This is a genomic window from Nocardioides sp. NBC_00368 (genome assembly GCF_036090055.1).
Classification (GTDB): domain Bacteria; phylum Actinomycetota; class Actinomycetes; order Propionibacteriales; family Nocardioidaceae; genus Nocardioides.
In genome coordinates this window covers 6,059,637-6,076,407 of record NZ_CP107970.1, presented here as the reverse complement: position 1 = coordinate 6,076,407, position 16,771 = coordinate 6,059,637, and the positions used below count along the sequence as shown (strand labels likewise).

The window sequence follows — 16,771 nt, the reverse complement described above, 5'->3', positions numbered from 1 at the left end:
CCATCTTGCCTTATTGCCATCATTATGACTACATTTGAAGAACCGTCATCACCGTGACTACAGATAGGACTCCTCCATGACCATCGCCATCACCGGCGCCTCCGGCCAGCTCGGCCGTCTCGTCGCCGACCAGCTCCTCGACACCGTCGACTCCGCCGAGGTCGTGCTCCTCACCCGCGACCCCGCCAAGCTCGCCGACTACGCCGAGCGCGGTGCCGACGTACGTGCCGCCGACTTCGGAAAGCCCGACGAGCTGGTGGACGCCTTCGCCGGCGTCGAGCGGGTCCTGCTGATCTCGACCGATGTCGTCGGCGCCCGCGTCGAGGGTCACCGCAACGCCATCGACGCCGCCGCCAAGGCGGGCGTACGCCACATCGCTTACACCTCCATCTCCGAGCCGACCCCGGACAACCCTGCCGGTGTCGTCGCCGACCACGCCGCCACCGAGGACGCGCTGCGCGAGAGCGGCCTGGCGTGGACGATGCTGCGCAACAACCTCTACGCCGACATGCAGGTCGACTCCGTCGCCCAGGCCGCCGCGAGCGGACGGCTGGTCACCAACTTCGGCGACGGTGGCGCGGCCTACGTCACCCGCGAGGACTGCGCCGCGGTCGCCGTCGGCGTGCTGACGAGCGAGGGACACGAGGGCAAGGCGTACGACGTGACCGGCCCTCACGCCTACACCGCGACCGACCTGGCCGAGCTCGCCACCAAGCAGTCCGGCAACCCGGTCGAGGTCGTCCAGGTCGACGACGAGGCCTACACCACCGGTCTCGTCTCCGCCGGGGTCCCGGACTTCATCGCCCCGCTGTTCACCTCGTTCGGCACCGCCACCCGCCTCGGCAAGCTCGCCACCGTCACCGACGTCGTCGAGAAGATCGGTGGTCGTACGCCGACCCCGCTGAGCGCCCTGATCTGAGCCGCCAGACCCTCCACCGAGTCGGCGCATCTGTCCCACCGCACGACGCCGAGTCGGCGCAACTGTCCCAGCACCTTGGGACAGATGCGCCGACTCGGCGGTTCTCGACGAGACAGATGCGCCGACTCGGCATTCAGCTGACCGCCACGTGCACGTGGTCGTAGTGGTTGGCGGTGGGGTCGCCGCGGTCCTCCATCGGGCGCCAACCCTCGTCAGCCCGGACGGGGGTCCAGATGCGCTGGTACCAGATGATGTCGTAGATGTTCAGCTCGGCGGCGTGCTCCTGGACGAAGGCGGCGATCGCGTCGCCGAGCTCCTTGTCGTCGGTCATGAAGTCGAGCGCCTTGCCGTCGATGTGCTCGCCGTGCGGGTCGTAGCCGTAGGTCGTGCCCGAGGCGACCGCGGGGAACGCGTTGCAGACCGCGCGGTAGAGGTCGACGGCGTCAGGGACGAGACCGTTCTCCACCGAGGAGTCGCCGCACGCGGAGAAGTCCAGCCCGGCGGGGGCCTCCTCGGAGGGCGACGGGGAGGGTGTCGGGGTCGGCTCGGGCGGCGGCTCCGGCTTGGTCCTGCCCAGGTTGCCGGCGGGAATCCACACCGGGTTTCCCTCCAGGACGATCTCCTGGCGGCCACCCTCGTCGCGTCCGGTGTAGTAGACCGCCCGGCCGAGCTCCAGCTCGCCGAGCTCCTTGGCGCGCTTTCCGTACGACGCGTAGACCGTGACGTCCTCCTGTACGTAGCGCAGCACCGCCTTCTGGGCACCACCGCTGACCGACGTCGGCCGCTCGACCAGCGACTCGATCGTCGCGACCTCGCTCAGCACGTGGGTGGTGGTGCCCGCCCCACGCTCGCCGCTGCGGCTGACCGTCGTCTCCCGGCCGCTGAGCTCGCGACGGTCGCTGGACATCCGGGTGTCCTCGCGGGTCGTCGGCAGCGCCGGAAGCTTCGCCTTCGCCTCCGCCCTGGCCTCGATCCGGCGATCGGCCGGCGAGGGAAGCCGGAGCCCGGATCTCTCCTCCACCTCGGAGATCACGATGCCGGGGTTCGCCGCGGCCGTCCCGGCGGCCACCGCTCCACTGGTCGCGAACGTCACGATCCCTGCGGTCGCGACGGCTTTCTTGGTTCTACGGACAGCTCGATAATCGCCTCTGTGGCTGGTGGCCACTGCGCAATCCTTCGCTCGACTACGTGGGGGGCACCGAGTCAAGCACACACCTGTGGGGGTATCCCACGTTCGTCCGGAGACTTTTGCGATGTTGTTAACCGGCCGGACGACCGAGAACGCAGGTCGGCCCGGGCTGTTGTAGCCCGGGCCGACAACCTCGCATCCAGCGCTGGAGCGCCCCTCGTCTGGACGCAGCGAAGCGACGAGCGCAGCGGAGGAAGACGAGGGTCAAGCGAAAGCGCTGCGCGAATTGCGAAGCAATCGCGATTAATTCGTGGAGACGTGGACGTGGTCGTAGTGGTTGGCGGTGGCGGACCCGCGGTCCTCCATGTAGCGCCAGCCCTCCGAGGCACGCACCGGCGTCCAGATCCGCTGATACCAGATGATGTCGTAGAGGTTGAGCTCCGCTGCGTACTGCTGCAGGAAGGCGGCGATCGCGTCGCCGAGCGCCTTGTCGACCATGAAGTCGAGCGCCTTGCCCGAGGAGTGCTCGCCGTGGTCGTCCCAGCCGCCGACGGTGATGGAGGCGACCTCCGGGAAGGCGTTGCAGACCGCGCGGTAGACGGTGACCGCGTCGGAGACCAGGCCGCTCTCGACCGAGGAGTCCCCGCAGGCGGCGGTGCTGATGCCGGCCGCGACACCGGTGGTCTCGGGCTTCTCGTCACTGAGGTTGCCGGTGGTCACCCAGGCGACCTCGCCGTCGACGAGGATCTCGTCGCGGCCGGACTCGGTGCGCCCGGTGGCGTAGACGAGCTCACCGGCCTCGATCTCACCGGCCTGGGCAGCGTGCTTGCCGTAGGCGGACCAGAGGTTGAGGGTCTCCGTGGTCCAGCGCTTGACCGCCTTGGCGGTGCCGGTCTCGACCTGCTCGGGGCCCTTGGTCAGCTCCTCGACCGAGGAGACCGACTCGCGGTCGCCTCCGTTACGGCTGACGACGGTCTCCCGGCGATCTCCGGCGACGCGCGCGTCGTCACGGGTGCTCGGCACGTTGGTCTTGGTCGAGGAGACGGAAGCGCCTGCGTTCTTGGCGATCAGGGAGGTCGGCTCCGCGAAGGCGGCTCCGGTGCCGACTGCGACGCCTGTCGCGAGGACCGCGACCCCTGCGCTGGCAACTATTGATTTGGTCTTACGGACGGCCCGAGTGTCGCCTCTGTGGCTGCCGGCCACACGCAATTCCTTTGCTCGACTACATGGTCTGTGCGCGAGCGTTTCCCATGGTTTCAACGGAGGAAACCCGTCGAGAGTTGTGCTGGTGGGGGCTCGGCACGGCAATGAGTACAACACACACGACAGGGGGTATTCCAATTCCGTTGCCGAGTTTTTGCGTTGTTTTGTACCTGTCGGGCGACTGATTCCGAAGCCCCGAAACGCCTCTCCGGACCCCTGAAACCCGGCCTTGGAGCCTCAGCCGCCGGAGGTCTCCGAGACGTTCTCCGCGAACCCGCAGCCACGCCCGTCGGCGTCGTCCAGCCACCCCTCCGGAAGAACCACCTTGTCGCGCGGCGCACCCTGTCGCCCACGCGGCGCACCCAGCTGTGACGAGGGGAAAGGCTCGTTCCGGTCGAGCTTGCCGAGCATCTCGTCGAGGTCGGCGAGGCTGTTCACCAGGCCCAGGGTCCGGCGCAGCTCGCCACCCGCGCCGAAGCCCTTGAGGTACCACGCGATGTGCTTGCGGATCTCCTTGCAGCCGCGCTCCTCGCCCATGTGCTCGCAGAGCAGCTCGGCATGGCGCCGCATGATGTCGGTCACTTCGCCCAGATTCGGCAGCACGTTGACGGCCTCACCGGCGAACGCGGCCACCAGGTCGCGGAAGAGCCAGGGGCGGCCGAGGCAGCCGCGGCCGATGACGACACCGTCCACGCCGGTCTCCTCGACCATCCGGATCGCGTCGGCCGCCTCCCAGATGTCGCCGTTGCCGAGCACCGGGATGTCGACGGAGGCCTTCAGCTCTGCGATGGCGTCCCAGTCGGCGGTGCCGGAGTAGGCCTGAGCGACCGTACGCCCGTGCAGCGCGATCGCGGCCGCGCCGCTCTCCTGGGCGATCCGGCCGGCGTCCATGTAGGTCAGGTGGGCGTCGTCGATGCCCTTGCGGGTCTTCATCGTCACCGGTACGTCATAGGGCTCCGCCGCGCGCACGGCGTGCTCGAGGATCTCGCCGAGCAGACCGCGCTTGTAGGGCAGCGCTCCCCCGCCGCCCTTGCGGGTCACCTTGGGCACCGGGCAGCCGAAGTTGAGGTCGACGTGGGCCACCCCGTAGTCGGCGCAGAGGATCTCGGTCGCCTTGCCGACGTAGACCGGGTCGGTGCCGTAGAGCTGCACGCTGCGTACGGTCTCGGCCTCGTCGAAGACGAGCATGTCCTTGGTGTGCTGGTCGCCCTCCACCAGGCCGCGGGAGGTGATCATCTCGCAGACGTAGAGGCCCGCGCCCTGCTCGGCGCACAGCCGCCGGAAGGCGGCGTTGGTGACACCGGCCATCGGCGCGAGCACCACAGGGGTGTCGACGGTCAGGCTGCCGAGGCGGAGGGGGCCGGGAAGGGACATGGGTCCATTGTCCGGTCAGGGCACGACGTACGGAAAATCAGGAGGAGGACGACGCCGACGAGCTCGGCTTCGCGGAGGCCTTGGGCGCGACGTACGGCACCGGGTCGGCCTCCCAGGTGATCGGGTCGAACTCCTCGTAGGGACGGAAGCTCACGCCGACGAGCTTGCCCTGGTCCGGGACGAGCATGACCAGGCAGACATTGACGGTGGCCCCGGGAGCGAACGGCTTGGGAAAGGTCTTCCCGTCGCAGGGCTTGAACGGCTCCTTGAACGCGGCGGCCTCGACCAGGTTGCCCTCGCCGTCGAGACCCCACAGCGGCGCGTCGTAGCCCCCGAGGTCGGTCTTGCCCTCGTTCTTGATGGTGGCGCGTACGAAGTAGGGCGCGCGCTCCAGCGTCGCCTCGTCGAGCTTCCAGCCGGAGAAGGTCTGCTTGTAGGAGGTCGACTCGAGCCGCGCGATGGTGATCGAGAGCTTGCCGTCGATGCCCTCCTTGGGCGCCCACTCGACCGTTGCGGTCTCACCGAGCTTGCGGTCGGCCCCGGGCTCGGTGAGCGCACCGGGGGACGGCTCGGCCGACACGGAGGGCGAGGCTGACGCGGAGGCGGAGGGGCTCTCGGATGCCCTGGGCGCGTTCGACCTCGGCGCGGTGCCGCTGCACCCCATCACTGACATGGCCATGACCGCACCCGTCACGGATGCGGCGAGTACGGACCCCGCTCGTTGCATGGGGACATCCTGCCCCACTCATCTGGGAAATCGTGCGGCAGGATGCCCCATGCAACGTCTACGACGCGGTAACGGTCTCGCTCAGGCGCCGATCAGCCGCTCGGCGAAGTAGCGGCTCACGCCCTCCAGCGGGATCCGCTCCTGCTTCATGGTGTCGCGCTCGCGGATGGTGACCGCGTTGTCCTCGAGGGTGTCGAAGTCGACGGTGACGCAGTAGGGCGTACCGATCTCGTCCTGGCGGCGGTAGCGCTTGCCGATCGACTGGGAGTCGTCGAAGTCGACGGCCCAGTTCTGGCGCAGCTCGGCCGAGAGGGCCTTCGCCTTCGGGCTCAGCGCCTCGTTGCGGGACAGCGGGAGCACGGCGATCTTGACCGGCGCGATCCGGTGGTCGAGGCGGAGCACGACCCGCTTGTCGACGCCGCCCTTGGCGTTGGGGGCCTCCTCCTCGGCGTACCCGTCGACGAGGAAGGTCATCAGCGCACGGGTCAGACCGGCCGCGGGCTCGATGACGTAGGGCAGGTAGCGCTCGTTGTTGGCCTGGTCGAAGTACTGCAGGTCCTGGCCGGAGTGCTTCATGTGGGTGCCGAGGTCGAAGTCGGTGCGGTTGGCGATGCCCTCGAGCTCACCCCACTCGCTGCCCGGGAAGTTGAACCGGTACTCGATGTCGACGGTGCGCTTGGAGTAGTGGCTCAGCTTCTCCTGGGCGTGCTCGTAGTGGCGCAGGTTGTCGGGGTTGATGCCGAGGTCGGTGTACCACCGGGTGCGCTCGTCGATCCAGTACTGGTGCCACTCCTCGTCCTCACCCGGCTTGACGAAGAACTCCATCTCCATCTGCTCGAACTCGCGGGTGCGGAAGATGAAGTTGCCCGGCGTGATCTCGTTGCGGAAGCTCTTACCGGTCTGCGCGATGCCGAACGGGGGCTTCTGACGGGTCGAGGTGACCACGTTGGCGAAGTTGACGAAGATGCCCTGCGCGGTCTCGGGACGCAGGTAGTGGAGGCCGCTCTCGTCCTCGAGGACACCGAGGTGCGTCTTGAGCATGCCGGAGAACTCGCGCGGCTCGGTCCAGGCGCCGCGGGTGCCGCAGTTGGGGCAGGCGACGACCTCGTTGATGTCGACCGAGTCGGGGTCCGCGATGCCCTTCTTCTCCGCGTACTCCTCCTGGAGGTGGTCGAAGCGGTAGCGCTTGTGGCACGACTGGCACTCGACCAGCGGGTCGTTGAAGGTCTCGACGTGGCCCGAGGCGACCCAGGTCTGGCGCGGCAGGATGATGCTGGAGTCGAGGCCGACGACGTCGTCGCGCTGCTGCACCATCGCCTTCCACCACTGGCGCTTGATGTTCTCCTTGAGCTCGACACCGAGGGGGCCGTAGTCCCAGGCACTCCGGGTGCCGCCGTAGATCTCGCCGCTGGGGAAGACGAATCCGCGCCGCTTGGCGAGGGAGACGACGAGGTCAAGGGTCGATGCTGGCGGCTTTGCCACGATGAATGCTCTCTGCTCGAGGTGAGCCCGGCCGGCTGCCGGGCCCCGGTGTTGAGGGGGATGAGGAAATCGTATCCGTGGCGTCATCTTGTTATGTACGCCGCCCGGTGGGCCAATTCGCCGGAGCAAATCGCTCGGAGTCTCGAGCCGGTGCCGATACCGTCGTCAGCCATGGAACCGAACGCGCGTCGCCTGTGGAAGCTGCTCGAGCCGATCCATGCGGTGGGTTACTTCTCACCCGAGCCGATCGCCCTGCTCAAGGAAGCCGGCTACCGCGGCTACTGGATGGGCTACTTCGCGGCTCGGTCCGCCCCGCTCGGGCCGGTTCCGGCCGAGGTGGTTCATGCGGTGTTCTACAACTTCGCCTTCTCCCACGTCTCCCGCGCGCTGCCCGACGCGTGGGGGTTCGCGCCGCCCGAGGCCGCGCACGAGGCCCGGCGCGTCGGCGCCGTCGCCGCGCTCCGCCGTCAGCTCGGCCCGCTCGCCGACTCCGACGACGTCGCGCGGGCCGCTTCGCTCGCCTCGCGGGCCGCACTCTCGGCCCCACTGGAAGGCCGGCCGCTGTACGCCGCGCTGCGCTCGCTCCCTGTCGCCGAGGACCCGCTGACCCTCCTCTGGGACGCGGCCACGCTGCTCCGGGAGCACCGGGGCGACGGTCACGTCTCCGCCCTGCTCTCGGCCGGAATCGGTGGCCGCGAGTCCCACGTGTTCCACGCCCTCGCCACCGGCCTCTCCCCGTCGGTCTACGCCACCTCCCGCAACATCCACGAGACGGAGTGGACCTCCCTCGTCTCCGGGCTGCGCTCCCGCGGTCTCGTCACCGACGACGGCCGCTCCCTCACCGATGTCGGGCGGGAGACCAAGGCGGGGATCGAGTCGACGACCGATGAGCTCGCTGCCGCTGCGTACGCGTCGTTGGAGGGGGCCGAGGTCGAGGAGCTCATCGGTCTGCTGCGCCCGCTGACCAAGGCCGTCGTCGCCTCCGGCGAGATCCCCGGCCAGTCGCCGATGGGCCTCAACCTCGACGACCTCGACTAACCCCGTTGCCGACCGGAATCCGGGGGATCATGCTGGGCACCATGGCGATGCAAGACCTCGATCCCCGGCTCGCACCGATCCTCGAGTTGGCCGGCGTCGCAGCGGCACGCCCCGAGGTCGACGTCGACGAGGAAACCCTGCGCGAGATCTTCGAGGAGGCCGCGATGCTGCTCGACCTCGGCAACGTCCTCGACGAGCTCGACGACCACGACTCCGCCAGCGTGGTCGCCGGCCTCTGCGCCGACCTGATCGCCGCCGACCCTGCCGAGAGCATCCGCGCCCACGCCGAGGTGGCCCTCGTCGACGATTCGCTGCACGACCCCGAGGCAGCCGCCGTCGCCTACCGGATGGCTGCCCATGCCCTTCGCCTCTGACTGCACACGGTCATGTCGCCGTGCGGGTCGCAGGGGCGTCAGCGGCTCGGGTCGTTGAGGGAGAGGATCTGGCGGCGTTCGGCGTCGGTCAGGTCGGAGACGGCCAGGATCTTCTGGAGGACGTCGGACTTGCGGGCGAGGTAGGTGTCGATGTCCATGTCCGGGTCGGCGGCCAGGGCGAGCTTCACCGCGGCGTACTCGTCGCGGAGATCGTCTCGGCTGCGCAGGACCTCACGGACGGCGAGGTGGTTGCGTACGTTGAGCGTGCCCGCGGCGCAGACGTAGACGTGGCGCACCGGGTCGTCGTCGGGCGCGAAGAAGGCCTCGCGGCCGACGACGCCGAGATCGCCCCGGTGCCGGTAGCCGATGCGTACGAGCGCCTTGACCGCTGCGGGGACGTCCTCCGGCGCGACGATCACGTCGATGTCGAGGATGGGTTTGGCCGCGAGGCCGGGGACCGATGTCGAGCCGACGTGCTCGACCCTCGCCTCCGGTCCGTCGGTCAGGGCCCTCCTCAGGGTCTCGGCGACCTCCTCGAACCGGATCGGCCAACCGGGGTCGTACGCCGTCACCTCGATGCCCACGGACAAGAGTCTGACAGGTCCGGCTCAGGCGTGACCGGCAGAGGCCGGGGTCCGTGCGGGTAGGCGCGTGACCCGGCCGGCGACGGTGTCGGAGAGCGCGAGGATCAGGGCGGCCGGCGCGGAGGCCGCGATCAGGGCGGCGGCGACGGCCCACGGCCGGCCCGCCAGGTCGAACACCAACCACGCGAGCCAGGTGGCGCCTCCTGCGAGAGCGATCAGGACGGCGGCCCCCGCGAGGACGCCCCTGCCGCCGCCCAGGACCCGGGCGGCGATCGCGGCAGGCGCTCCGATCGCGACGCAGACGACGCCGGCGAGCGCACCGAGCAGCACCAGCACCGGACCGGCCAGCGGGCCACCGAGCCCGAGGTCGCCGACCGCGGAGGCGACCAGGAGGCCGACGTAGGCCAACGCGGCGAGCAGCGGATAGGCGAGAGCGCCGAGCGCCATGGTGAGCGCGAAAGACGTGGTGCGGATGACCGCCACAGGAAGGTTCATGGCGGTCAGACCCGCCCGCGGACCATGCCGATGAGGCGGTCCAGGACCTCGTCGGGGGCGACCTGGACGCCGTTGTGGAGATGGGCGTTGGTGATCCACGGGCGCAGGGTGGGGACCAGCTCGGCGGTGGCCAGCGAGTGCTCGCGCAGGACGTAGGGGTCGTCGTAGTAGACCGCCGCGGCGCACGGGACATCGACGGCGGCGAGCGCGCTCGGGTCGTAGAGGCTCGGCCACTCCCGCTCGGCGAGGAGATCCGCCGCCTCGGCGAACGGCGCCAGGAGCGGGTCCTCGGTGAGATGCCACGGGAAGAGGTGCTCGGCGGTGAACAGGGTCGGGTCCTCCTCGTACGCCGCGGGCTGGACCCGCGCGGAGGCCCAGCGGGTCGCCTGGCCGTCGGCGTAGCACGCCTCGTGGATGAGTACGTAGAGCGGCGAGTGGCCGCTGAACGGCAGCAGGGAGGCGACCTCGTGCCCGAACCCCAGGCCCGCCGGGTCGCGCTCGAGGAGGTAGTGGATCTGCTCGGAGCCGCCGGTCATGCCGAGCCGGTTGCCGAGGGACCGCGCCTGGCGGGAGGAGAGCGGGCCACCGTGCGGGAGCCGGATCTCGCCGGCGTCGCAGCGCTCGACCAGCGCGCGCATCCGGTCGCGGTCCCGAGGAAACCTGGCGTAGTGGCGCTCGGTGAGCTCGATCGTGCGGGCGAAGGTCGCCGCGTAGATCTCGTCGACGGGCAGGCCGACCGGCGGCACTCCCCCGGTGAACAGCACCTCGCGCAGCGACTCGGGGTGGGCCGAGAGGTAGCGCAGAGAGCAGAAGCCACCGAAGGACTGTCCCAGCAGCGACCACCGGGAGATGCCCAGGTGGTGCCGGAGGAGCTCGGCGTCCTCGACGATCGAGTCGGCGCGGAAGTGGGACAGGTAGTCAGCCTGCGACTGCGGGCTCATCCCGGTCATCGCGGTGAGGGGCGTAGACCGCCCGGTCCCCCGCTGGTCGAGCAGGATCAGCCGGTAGTCCTTGAGCGCCCGCTCCAGCCATCCCGGCACCATCGGAAGGTCGATCGGGCGCGGGCTCTCCCCGCCCGGGCCGCCCTGGAGGAAGAGCAGCGCGTCGCGGTCGTCGCGATCGCCCGGACGACGCACCTCGCGGGCGAAGAGGGTCAGCGTCTCGGACCCGCCACCGAGATGGTCCAACGGCACCTCGATCTCGTGCTCGATCAGGACCAGTCCGGGGATCGTCTCGATGTGCACGCGCCGATCCTAGACAACGCGCCGCAAGACCCGATCCGGGCACTGGTCTCGACAAGCCCGACCACCGGATCTAACCTGAACACCGTTCAACTGAACGACGTTCAGGTAGCCATCCCGAGGAGACGCCCCGCATGACGACAGCCTTCGACCAGCTAGCCGACCGGATCCTGTCCGGCGGGGCCGCGACCGCCGACGACGCGCTGGCGGTGCTGCGTACGTCCGACACGGAGCTGATGAGCGTCGTCGCCGCGGCGGGGCGACTGCGGCGCGAGCACTTCGGCAACACCGTGAAGGTGAACTACCTGGTCAACCTCAAGTCCGGCCTCTGCCCGGAGAACTGCAACTACTGCAGCCAGGCGCTCGGGTCGCAGGCGCCGGTGCTGAAGTACTCCTGGCTGTCCAAGGACGAGACCCTCGAGCAGGCCGGCGCCGGGCTGCGCGGCGGCGCCACCCGGGTCTGCATGGTCTCCTCGGGCCGCGGGCCCTCGGACCGCGACATCGACAAGGTCGTCGAGATGACCTCGGCCCTGAAGGACGCTCACGAGGGCGTCGAGGTGTGCGCCTGCCTCGGGCTGCTCAAGGGCGGGCAGGCCGAGCGGCTCAAGGCAGCTGGGGTGGATGCGTACAACCACAACATCAACACCGCCGAGTCCAACCACGACAACATCGTCCAGACCCACACCTACGAGGACCGCGTCGACACCATCGGCAAGGCCAAGGAGGCCGGCCTCTCGCCGTGCTCGGGCCTGATCGCGGGTCTGGGCGAGACCGACGAGCAGCTCGTCGAGGCGCTCTTCGCGCTCAAGGAGCTCGACGCAGACTCGATTCCGGTGAACTTCCTGATGCCGTTCGACGGGACGCCGTACGAGAACACCTGGGAGCTCTCCCCCACGCGCTGCGTGAAGATCCTGGCGATGGCGCGGTTCGTCTGCCCGGACAAGGAGATCCGGATCGCCGGCGGCCGCGAGATGCACCTGCGCTCGCTTCAGGCCACCGCACTGCAGGTCGCCAACTCGATCTTCCTCGGCGACTACCTGACCTCCGAGGGTCAGGACGCACTGGCCGACCTGGAGATGCTGCGTGACAACGGCTTCATCATCCTCGGCATGGACGAGACCGCCTTCGGCGAGCTGATCGAGGAGCACCGCGCCAAGGCGGCCGGTCGGGTGTTGACCGGTGGCTGCGGCAGCAGCTGCGGCGACGGCTGCGGCTCGGCCGGGGCCTGCGGCGGTCACGACGAGCAGGACGGCCCGGTGATCCGGCGTCGTGGAGCGGGAACCGATGTCGCTGCCAACGCTTGATCGGAACCTCGGGAGCGCGTCCGACCTGCTCGCGTTCGACCGCGAGCATCTCTGGCACCCGTACACCTCGATGACCGACCCGGCGCCGGTGCGGCTCGTCACCGGCGCCGAGGGGGTACGTCTCCACCTCTCCGACCACGACGGCGAGCGCCTCGAGATCGTCGACGCGATGTCGTCGTGGTGGTCGGCGATCCACGGCTACCGGGTGCCCGAGCTGGACGCCGCGCTCTCCGACCAGGCCGGCCGGATGGCGCACGTGATGTTCGGCGGCCTGACCCACGCCCCCGCGATCGACCTCGCCCGGCGGCTCGTGGAGATCACCCCCGAGCCGCTGCAGCACGTCTTCCTGGCCGACTCGGGCTCGGTGAGCGTCGAGGTCGCGATCAAGATGGCGCTGCAGTCCCAGCGCGGCCGCGGGCGCCCGGACCGTACCCGGCTGTTGACCGTGCGCGGCGGCTACCACGGCGACACCTTCGGCTGCATGAGCACGTGCGACCCGGTCGGCGGGATGCACTCGATGTTCACCGAGGTCCTGGCACCGCAGGTCTTCGCCGAGCGTCCCCCGGCCCCGGGCGGGGACGTGGAAGCGTGGGCAGAAGGCGTACGCCGCCTGGCGGCCGACCATGCCGACGAGCTCGCCGGGATCATCCTCGAGCCACGCCTCCAGGGCGCCGGCGGGATGTGGGTCTACGACGACCGCTGCCTGGTCGTGCTCCGCGAGATCGCCGACGAGCACGGGCTGGTGCTGATCTTCGACGAGATCGCCACCGGATTCGGCCGCACCGGCGATCTCTTCGTGTCCTCGCAGGTCACGCCCGACATCCTCTGCCTCGGCAAGGCGCTGACGGGCGGCTACATGACCCTGGCCGCGGTGGTGACCACCTCCGAGGTCGCGCACGCCATCTCGCGCAGCGAGTCGGGCGTGCTGATGCACGGGCCGACCTTCATGGGCAACCCGCTCGCCTGCTCGGTGGCTCTGGCCTCGCTCGACCTGCTGACCGCACGGGGCTGGCAGCAGGACGTGGCCCGGGTCTCCGGCGCACTCTCGACCGGCCTCTCCCCACTCTCTGACCTGCCGGGTGTGAGCGACGTACGCGTCCTCGGCGCCATCGGCGTGGTCCAGCTCGACCACCCCGTCGATGTCGCGAAGGCGACCGACGCCGCGCTGCGCGAAGGTGTCTGGATCCGGCCGTTCCGCGACCTGATCTACACCATGCCGCCCTACGTCACCGGTGCGGACGACCTCGCCCACATCTGCCGAGCCGTCGCAGCGGCCGCGGAGGTGGCCTGAGATGGGCTGGCAGAGCTGGCTGGACGAGGCGGCCGCCGCTCGGGAGGAGGCCGGGCTGACCCGGCGGCTACGGCCGCGCGGGCCTGACGACAGCGTCGTCGACCTGGCCGGCAACGACTACCTGGGCCTGTCGAGACACCCGGACGTACGTCGCGCCGCGGCCGACGCGGCGATGCTCTGGGGCGGCGGCGCGGGGGCGTCCCGGCTGGTCACGGGCACCTTGACGCTGCACGGAGAGCTCGAGGACGAGCTCGCCGACTGGCTCGGGCAGCCGGGCGCGCTGACCTTCTCGACCGGCTACCACGCCAACCTCTCCGTCGTCGGCGCCCTGGCCGACCGGAACGCCCATGTCGTCTCCGACGCACACATCCACGCCTCGCTGATCGACGCGGTCAGGCTCTCCCGGGCCCAGCTCACGGTCGTGCCGCACAACAACGTGGCCGCGGTACAGGCGGCGCTGGCCGCTCGGCCCGGTGTCCGCAGCCTCGTGCTCGCCGAGTCGGTCTACTCGGTGCTCGGCGACGAGGCACCGCTGGCCGAGCTCGCCGACGTGTGCGCGGCGTACGACGCGCTGCTGGTCGTCGACGAGGCCCACGGGGTCGGCGTGCACGGGCCCGGCCTGGTCCACCGCCACGGTCTCGCCGGTCGCCCCGAGGTGCTGGTCACCGCGACGCTCTCCAAGAGCCTGGGCAGCCAGGGCGGGGCGGTGCTCGGACCACGAGCCGTCCTCGACCACCTGGTCAACACCGCCCGGCCGTTCATCTTCGACACCGGCCTGGCTCCCGCCGCCGCGGCCGCGGCGCTGGCCGCGGCTCGGGTCGCCAGGTTGCGCTTCGACCTGGCCGAGACCATCCGCGCCCGCGTCGCCGGGCTGGCGGCGACGCTCGGCGTGCCGGCGCCCGCCGGCGCGGTGCTGTCGGTGCCGATGCCCTCGCCCGAGGCGGCGGTCGCCGCACAGGCGGACCTGCTCACCGAGGGCGTACGCGTCGGCTGCTTCCGTCCACCGTCGGTCCCCGACGGGGTCTCCCGGCTGCGGGTCACCGCGGGAGCGGGTGTCACCGACGAGGACTGGGACCGGGCGGTCAAGGCCATCGACACGATCGTGGGTGAGGCACGATGACCGAATCGAGCGGCCGGGTCGTGATCGTCACCGGCACCAACACCGGCGTGGGCAAGACGGTCGCGACCGCGACCCTGGCCTCCCGGGCGCGCACGAACGGCGAGAAGGTCACGGTCGTCAAGCCGGTCCAGACCGGCACCGACGACGGCGACTGCGACGCCGCCGAGGTCCACCGGCTCACCGGGATCGAGGTCCACGAGCTGACCCGGCTCGGGGAGCCGCTGGCGCCGGACACCGCGGCCCGCAGGGCCGGGGTCGAGATCCCGGCGGTCGCTGCGTACGCTCCCACGATCGCGGGCCTGACCAGGGAGAACGATCTCGTCCTCGTCGAAGGCGCGGGCGGTCTGCTGGTGCGCCTCGACACCGACGGCGGCACCCTCCTGGACCTGGCCGACGCACTCCTCGCCGAGGGCGTCGCCACCTCGTTCGTGGTCGTCACCGCGGCCGGCCTGGGCACCCTCAACCACACCGAGCTGACCGTGGCCGCAATGCGCGCCCGCGGGCACGAGCCCGACGGGCTGATCATCGGCTCCTGGCCGGACGACCCAGGGCTGGCCGAACGGTGCAACCGCATCGACCTGCCCCGGATGACCGGCGTACCCCTGCTCTTCGGCATCCCGGAAGGAATTGACAACCATTCTCAACTGAGCTGAGAATGGTTCTCATGCCCCCCACTACCCGCTCCGCCGGCCTGCTTGCTGCCGGCGCGCTCCTGCTCACCTCCGGCTGTGCCGCTCTCTCCGACGACTCCGGTTCCTCCGCCTCCGGCTCCGACTCGGGGAAGGTCCAGGTCGCGGCCGCGTTCTACCCGCTGGAGTTCGTCGCGGAGCGGGTGGGGGGTGACCTCGCCGAGGTCAGCGGCCTCACCAAGCCGGGCGTCGAGCCCCACGACCTCGAGCTGAGCATCAACCAGACCGCGGCGCTGCAGAGTGCCGACGTGATCCTCACCGAGCACGGCTTCCAGCCCGCCGTCGACGACGCCATCGAGCAGGACGTCAAGGGCGCCGTGGTCGACGTCGAGAAGACCGTCGACCTCCGTCCCGCCGAGGAGGGCGAGGACGAGCACGGCCACGAGGAGGAGGACGCCCACGCCGAGGAGAGCGCGGACGCCCACGCCGAGGAGGGCGAGGACGCCCACGACCACGGCGAGCTCGACCCCCACTTCTGGCACGACCCGGCGCTCATGGCCGACTACGCCGAGGCCGTACGCGCCGCCCTGGCCAAGGCCGATCCCGACAACGCCGAGACCTACGCGGCCAACGCCAAGGCCCTGACCGAGGACCTCACCAAGGTCGACGAGGAGTTCAAGACCGGCCTGGCGCAGTGCAAGATCAAGGAGGTCGTGGTCTCCCACGACGCCTTCGGCTACCTGGACAAGTACGGTCTGGAGTTCGAGCCGATCGCCGGCCTGACCCCTGACGCCGAGCCCAACCCGGCCCAGCTCGCCGAGATCGGCGAGCACGCCAAGGAGCACGGCGTGACCACGATCTTCTCCGAGCGACTGGTCAGCACCGCGCTCGCCGACACCCTCGCCGACGACCTCGGTCTGAAGAGCGCCGTGCTCGACCCGATCGAGGGTCTCTCGGCAGACACCGAGGGAGAGGACTACCTTTCCCTCATGCGCCAGAACCTCGACGCCCTGAAGGCGGCCAACGGTTGTCAGTGACCAAGTCCGGGACCGGCTCAGGAAACAGCACAGTCCCCGCCGATGTCCCCGTGCAGCTCCTGCGCGGGGATGTCGCGCTGTCCGGACGCCCCGTCCTGCGCGAGGTGGACCTCACCGTCAGGCGCGGTGAGTTCGTCGCGCTGATGGGTGCCAACGGCTCCGGCAAGTCCACGCTCGTACGCACCCTGGTCGGGCTCAACCCGCTCTCGGCCGGTCGCCTGGAGCTGTTCGGCCGCGCCCTGGCCGGCTTCCACGACTGGTCACGGGTCGGCTACGTGCCGCAGCGGAGCACGGCCACCGGCGGCGTACCCGCCTCGGTGTGGGAGGTCGTCGCCTCCGGCAGGCTCACCCACCGCAAGCTGCTGCGCCCGCTGCGCAGCGCCGACCGGGCCGCGATCCGGGCGGCCCTCGAGGTGGTCGGGATGGATGCGTACGCCCAACGCGGAGTCGCCCAGCTCTCCGGCGGCCAGCACCAGCGGGTGCTGATCGCGCGTGCCCTCGCCGGGCGCCCCGAGCTGCTGCTGCTCGACGAGCCCACCGCCGGGGTCGATCTGCCCAACCAGCACGCCCTGGCCGAGGCGCTCGGCCGGCTCAAGGCCGACGGAGCCACGATCGTGCTGGTCGCCCACGAGCTCGGGCCGCTGGCCCCGCTGGTCGACCGCGCCGTCGTCATGCGTGACGGGCGCAAGGCCTACGACGGCCCTCCCCTCTCCGACGCCGACGTCCACGCCCAGGGATTCGACGCCGGGCACGTCCACTGCGACGACGCCTCGGCTCCCAAGCCCAACGCCGCCGTCCCGACCCCGCTGAAGGAGCTCTAGGCC

17 protein-coding genes are annotated in these 16,771 nt (G+C 70.4%); 9 read left to right on the top strand and 8 right to left on the bottom strand.

Translation table 11 applies throughout. The features are described from left to right. Positions 1-76: 76 nt before the first annotated feature. Positions 77-919: an SDR family oxidoreductase gene (locus OG984_RS29025; protein ID WP_328529553.1), complete on the top strand. Its 843-nt coding sequence runs from the start codon at positions 77-79 to the stop codon at positions 917-919. 133 nt (positions 920-1,052) lie between these two features. Here the strand turns inward: OG984_RS29025 and OG984_RS29020 are convergent, their stop codons facing one another. The 5 genes from OG984_RS29020 to OG984_RS29000 all read right to left on the bottom strand — a co-directional run bounded on the left by OG984_RS29020 (position 1,053) and on the right by OG984_RS29000 (position 6,834). Beyond that, positions 1,053-2,012, bottom strand: a complete 960-nt coding sequence (locus OG984_RS29020) for a mucin-2 protein (protein ID WP_328529552.1) — start codon at positions 2,010-2,012, stop codon at positions 1,053-1,055. A 339-nt stretch (positions 2,013-2,351) separates the two neighbouring features. Continuing rightward, a complete protein-coding gene (locus OG984_RS29015) occupies positions 2,352-3,251 on the bottom strand; it encodes a mucin-2 protein (protein WP_328529551.1) in 900 nt (299 codons plus the stop codon). A 237-nt stretch (positions 3,252-3,488) separates the two neighbouring features. Then, the gene (gene dusB / locus OG984_RS29010; RefSeq protein ID WP_328529550.1) at positions 3,489-4,625 is read right to left on the bottom strand and encodes a tRNA dihydrouridine synthase DusB; all 1,137 of its coding nucleotides are present in this window, start codon (positions 4,623-4,625) and stop codon (positions 3,489-3,491) included. A gap of 37 nt (positions 4,626-4,662) precedes the next feature. Then, entirely contained in the window at positions 4,663-5,205 is a 543-nt protein-coding gene (locus OG984_RS29005; protein ID WP_328529549.1) for a hypothetical protein, read from the bottom strand. Positions 5,206-5,433: 228 nt separating this feature from the next. Beyond that, positions 5,434-6,834, bottom strand: a complete 1,401-nt coding sequence (locus tag OG984_RS29000) for a glycine--tRNA ligase (RefSeq protein ID WP_008363819.1) — start codon at positions 6,832-6,834, stop codon at positions 5,434-5,436. A gap of 171 nt (positions 6,835-7,005) precedes the next feature. On the opposite strand from OG984_RS29000, the gene OG984_RS28995 reads away from it, so the two are divergent. Beyond that, positions 7,006-7,872, top strand: coding sequence for an SCO6745 family protein (locus OG984_RS28995; RefSeq protein WP_328529548.1), 867 nt, complete (start codon positions 7,006-7,008; stop codon positions 7,870-7,872). A 41-nt stretch (positions 7,873-7,913) separates the two neighbouring features. Continuing rightward, entirely contained in the window at positions 7,914-8,246 is a 333-nt protein-coding gene (locus tag OG984_RS28990) for a hypothetical protein (RefSeq protein ID WP_328529547.1), read from the top strand. 38 nt (positions 8,247-8,284) lie between these two features. Here OG984_RS28990 and OG984_RS28985 read toward each other — a convergent pair whose 3' ends face one another. From OG984_RS28985 to OG984_RS28975, 3 genes are read right to left on the bottom strand one after another with little or no spacing between them, the layout of a single operon-like run. After that, entirely contained in the window at positions 8,285-8,830 is a 546-nt protein-coding gene (locus tag OG984_RS28985) for a GrpB family protein (protein WP_328529546.1), read from the bottom strand. 24 nt (positions 8,831-8,854) lie between these two features. After that, entirely contained in the window at positions 8,855-9,325 is a 471-nt protein-coding gene (locus tag OG984_RS28980; RefSeq protein WP_328529545.1) for a hypothetical protein, read from the bottom strand. Between the two features lie 5 nt (positions 9,326-9,330). After that, positions 9,331-10,569 (bottom strand): alpha/beta fold hydrolase, encoded by a 1,239-nt coding sequence (locus tag OG984_RS28975; protein ID WP_328529544.1) that lies wholly within the window; start codon positions 10,567-10,569, stop codon positions 9,331-9,333. 131 nt (positions 10,570-10,700) lie between these two features. On the opposite strand from OG984_RS28975, the gene bioB reads away from it, so the two are divergent. Genes bioB through OG984_RS28945 form a run of 6 tightly spaced genes read left to right on the top strand, consistent with a single transcriptional unit; the run spans position 10,701 to position 16,768 of the window. Continuing rightward, complete coding sequence (gene bioB / locus OG984_RS28970; RefSeq protein ID WP_328529543.1) at positions 10,701-11,870, top strand: biotin synthase BioB; 1,170 nt, start codon at positions 10,701-10,703, stop codon at positions 11,868-11,870. Further along, positions 11,851-13,161, top strand: coding sequence for an adenosylmethionine--8-amino-7-oxononanoate transaminase (locus OG984_RS28965; RefSeq protein WP_328529542.1), 1,311 nt, complete (start codon positions 11,851-11,853; stop codon positions 13,159-13,161). The genes bioB and OG984_RS28965 overlap by 20 nt, the downstream gene beginning before the upstream one ends. A 1-nt stretch (position 13,162) precedes the next feature. Next, positions 13,163-14,281: an 8-amino-7-oxononanoate synthase gene (locus tag OG984_RS28960; RefSeq protein ID WP_328529541.1), complete on the top strand. Its 1,119-nt coding sequence runs from the start codon at positions 13,163-13,165 to the stop codon at positions 14,279-14,281. Next, positions 14,278-14,934 carry a dethiobiotin synthase gene (gene bioD, locus OG984_RS28955; RefSeq protein ID WP_328529540.1) on the top strand — a complete coding sequence of 219 codons (657 nt, stop codon included), beginning with the start codon at positions 14,278-14,280 and terminating at the stop codon, positions 14,932-14,934. Before OG984_RS28960 ends, bioD begins: the two co-directional genes overlap by 4 nt. Positions 14,935-14,945: 11 nt before the next feature. Continuing rightward, positions 14,946-15,947 carry a metal ABC transporter substrate-binding protein gene (locus tag OG984_RS28950; RefSeq protein ID WP_328529539.1) on the top strand — a complete coding sequence of 334 codons (1,002 nt, stop codon included), beginning with the start codon at positions 14,946-14,948 and terminating at the stop codon, positions 15,945-15,947. Then, positions 15,944-16,768 carry a metal ABC transporter ATP-binding protein gene (locus OG984_RS28945; RefSeq protein WP_328529538.1) on the top strand — a complete coding sequence of 275 codons (825 nt, stop codon included), beginning with the start codon at positions 15,944-15,946 and terminating at the stop codon, positions 16,766-16,768. The genes OG984_RS28950 and OG984_RS28945 overlap by 4 nt, the downstream gene beginning before the upstream one ends. The last annotated feature ends 3 nt before the right edge of the window (positions 16,769-16,771 follow it).

Bases quoted from the DNA above. Each gene is read 5' to 3' on its own strand.
- OG984_RS29025 (WP_328529553.1), top strand. From the start codon at position 77: ATGACCATCGCCATCACCGGCGCCTCCGGCCAGCTCGGCCGTCTCGTC.
- dusB (WP_328529550.1), bottom strand. From the start codon at position 4,625: ATGTCCCTTCCCGGCCCCCTCCGCCTCGGCAGCCTGACCGTCGACACC.
- OG984_RS28995 (WP_328529548.1), top strand. From the start codon at position 7,006: ATGGAACCGAACGCGCGTCGCCTGTGGAAGCTGCTCGAGCCGATCCAT.
- OG984_RS28990 (WP_328529547.1), top strand. From the start codon at position 7,914: ATGGCGATGCAAGACCTCGATCCCCGGCTCGCACCGATCCTCGAGTTG.
- OG984_RS28980 (WP_328529545.1), bottom strand. From the start codon at position 9,325: ATGAACCTTCCTGTGGCGGTCATCCGCACCACGTCTTTCGCGCTCACC.
- bioB (WP_328529543.1), top strand. From the start codon at position 10,701: ATGACGACAGCCTTCGACCAGCTAGCCGACCGGATCCTGTCCGGCGGG.
- OG984_RS28965 (WP_328529542.1), top strand. From the start codon at position 11,851: ATGTCGCTGCCAACGCTTGATCGGAACCTCGGGAGCGCGTCCGACCTG.
- OG984_RS28960 (WP_328529541.1), top strand. From the start codon at position 13,163: ATGGGCTGGCAGAGCTGGCTGGACGAGGCGGCCGCCGCTCGGGAGGAG.
- bioD (WP_328529540.1), top strand. From the start codon at position 14,278: ATGACCGAATCGAGCGGCCGGGTCGTGATCGTCACCGGCACCAACACC.
- OG984_RS28950 (WP_328529539.1), top strand. From the start codon at position 14,946: ATGCCCCCCACTACCCGCTCCGCCGGCCTGCTTGCTGCCGGCGCGCTC.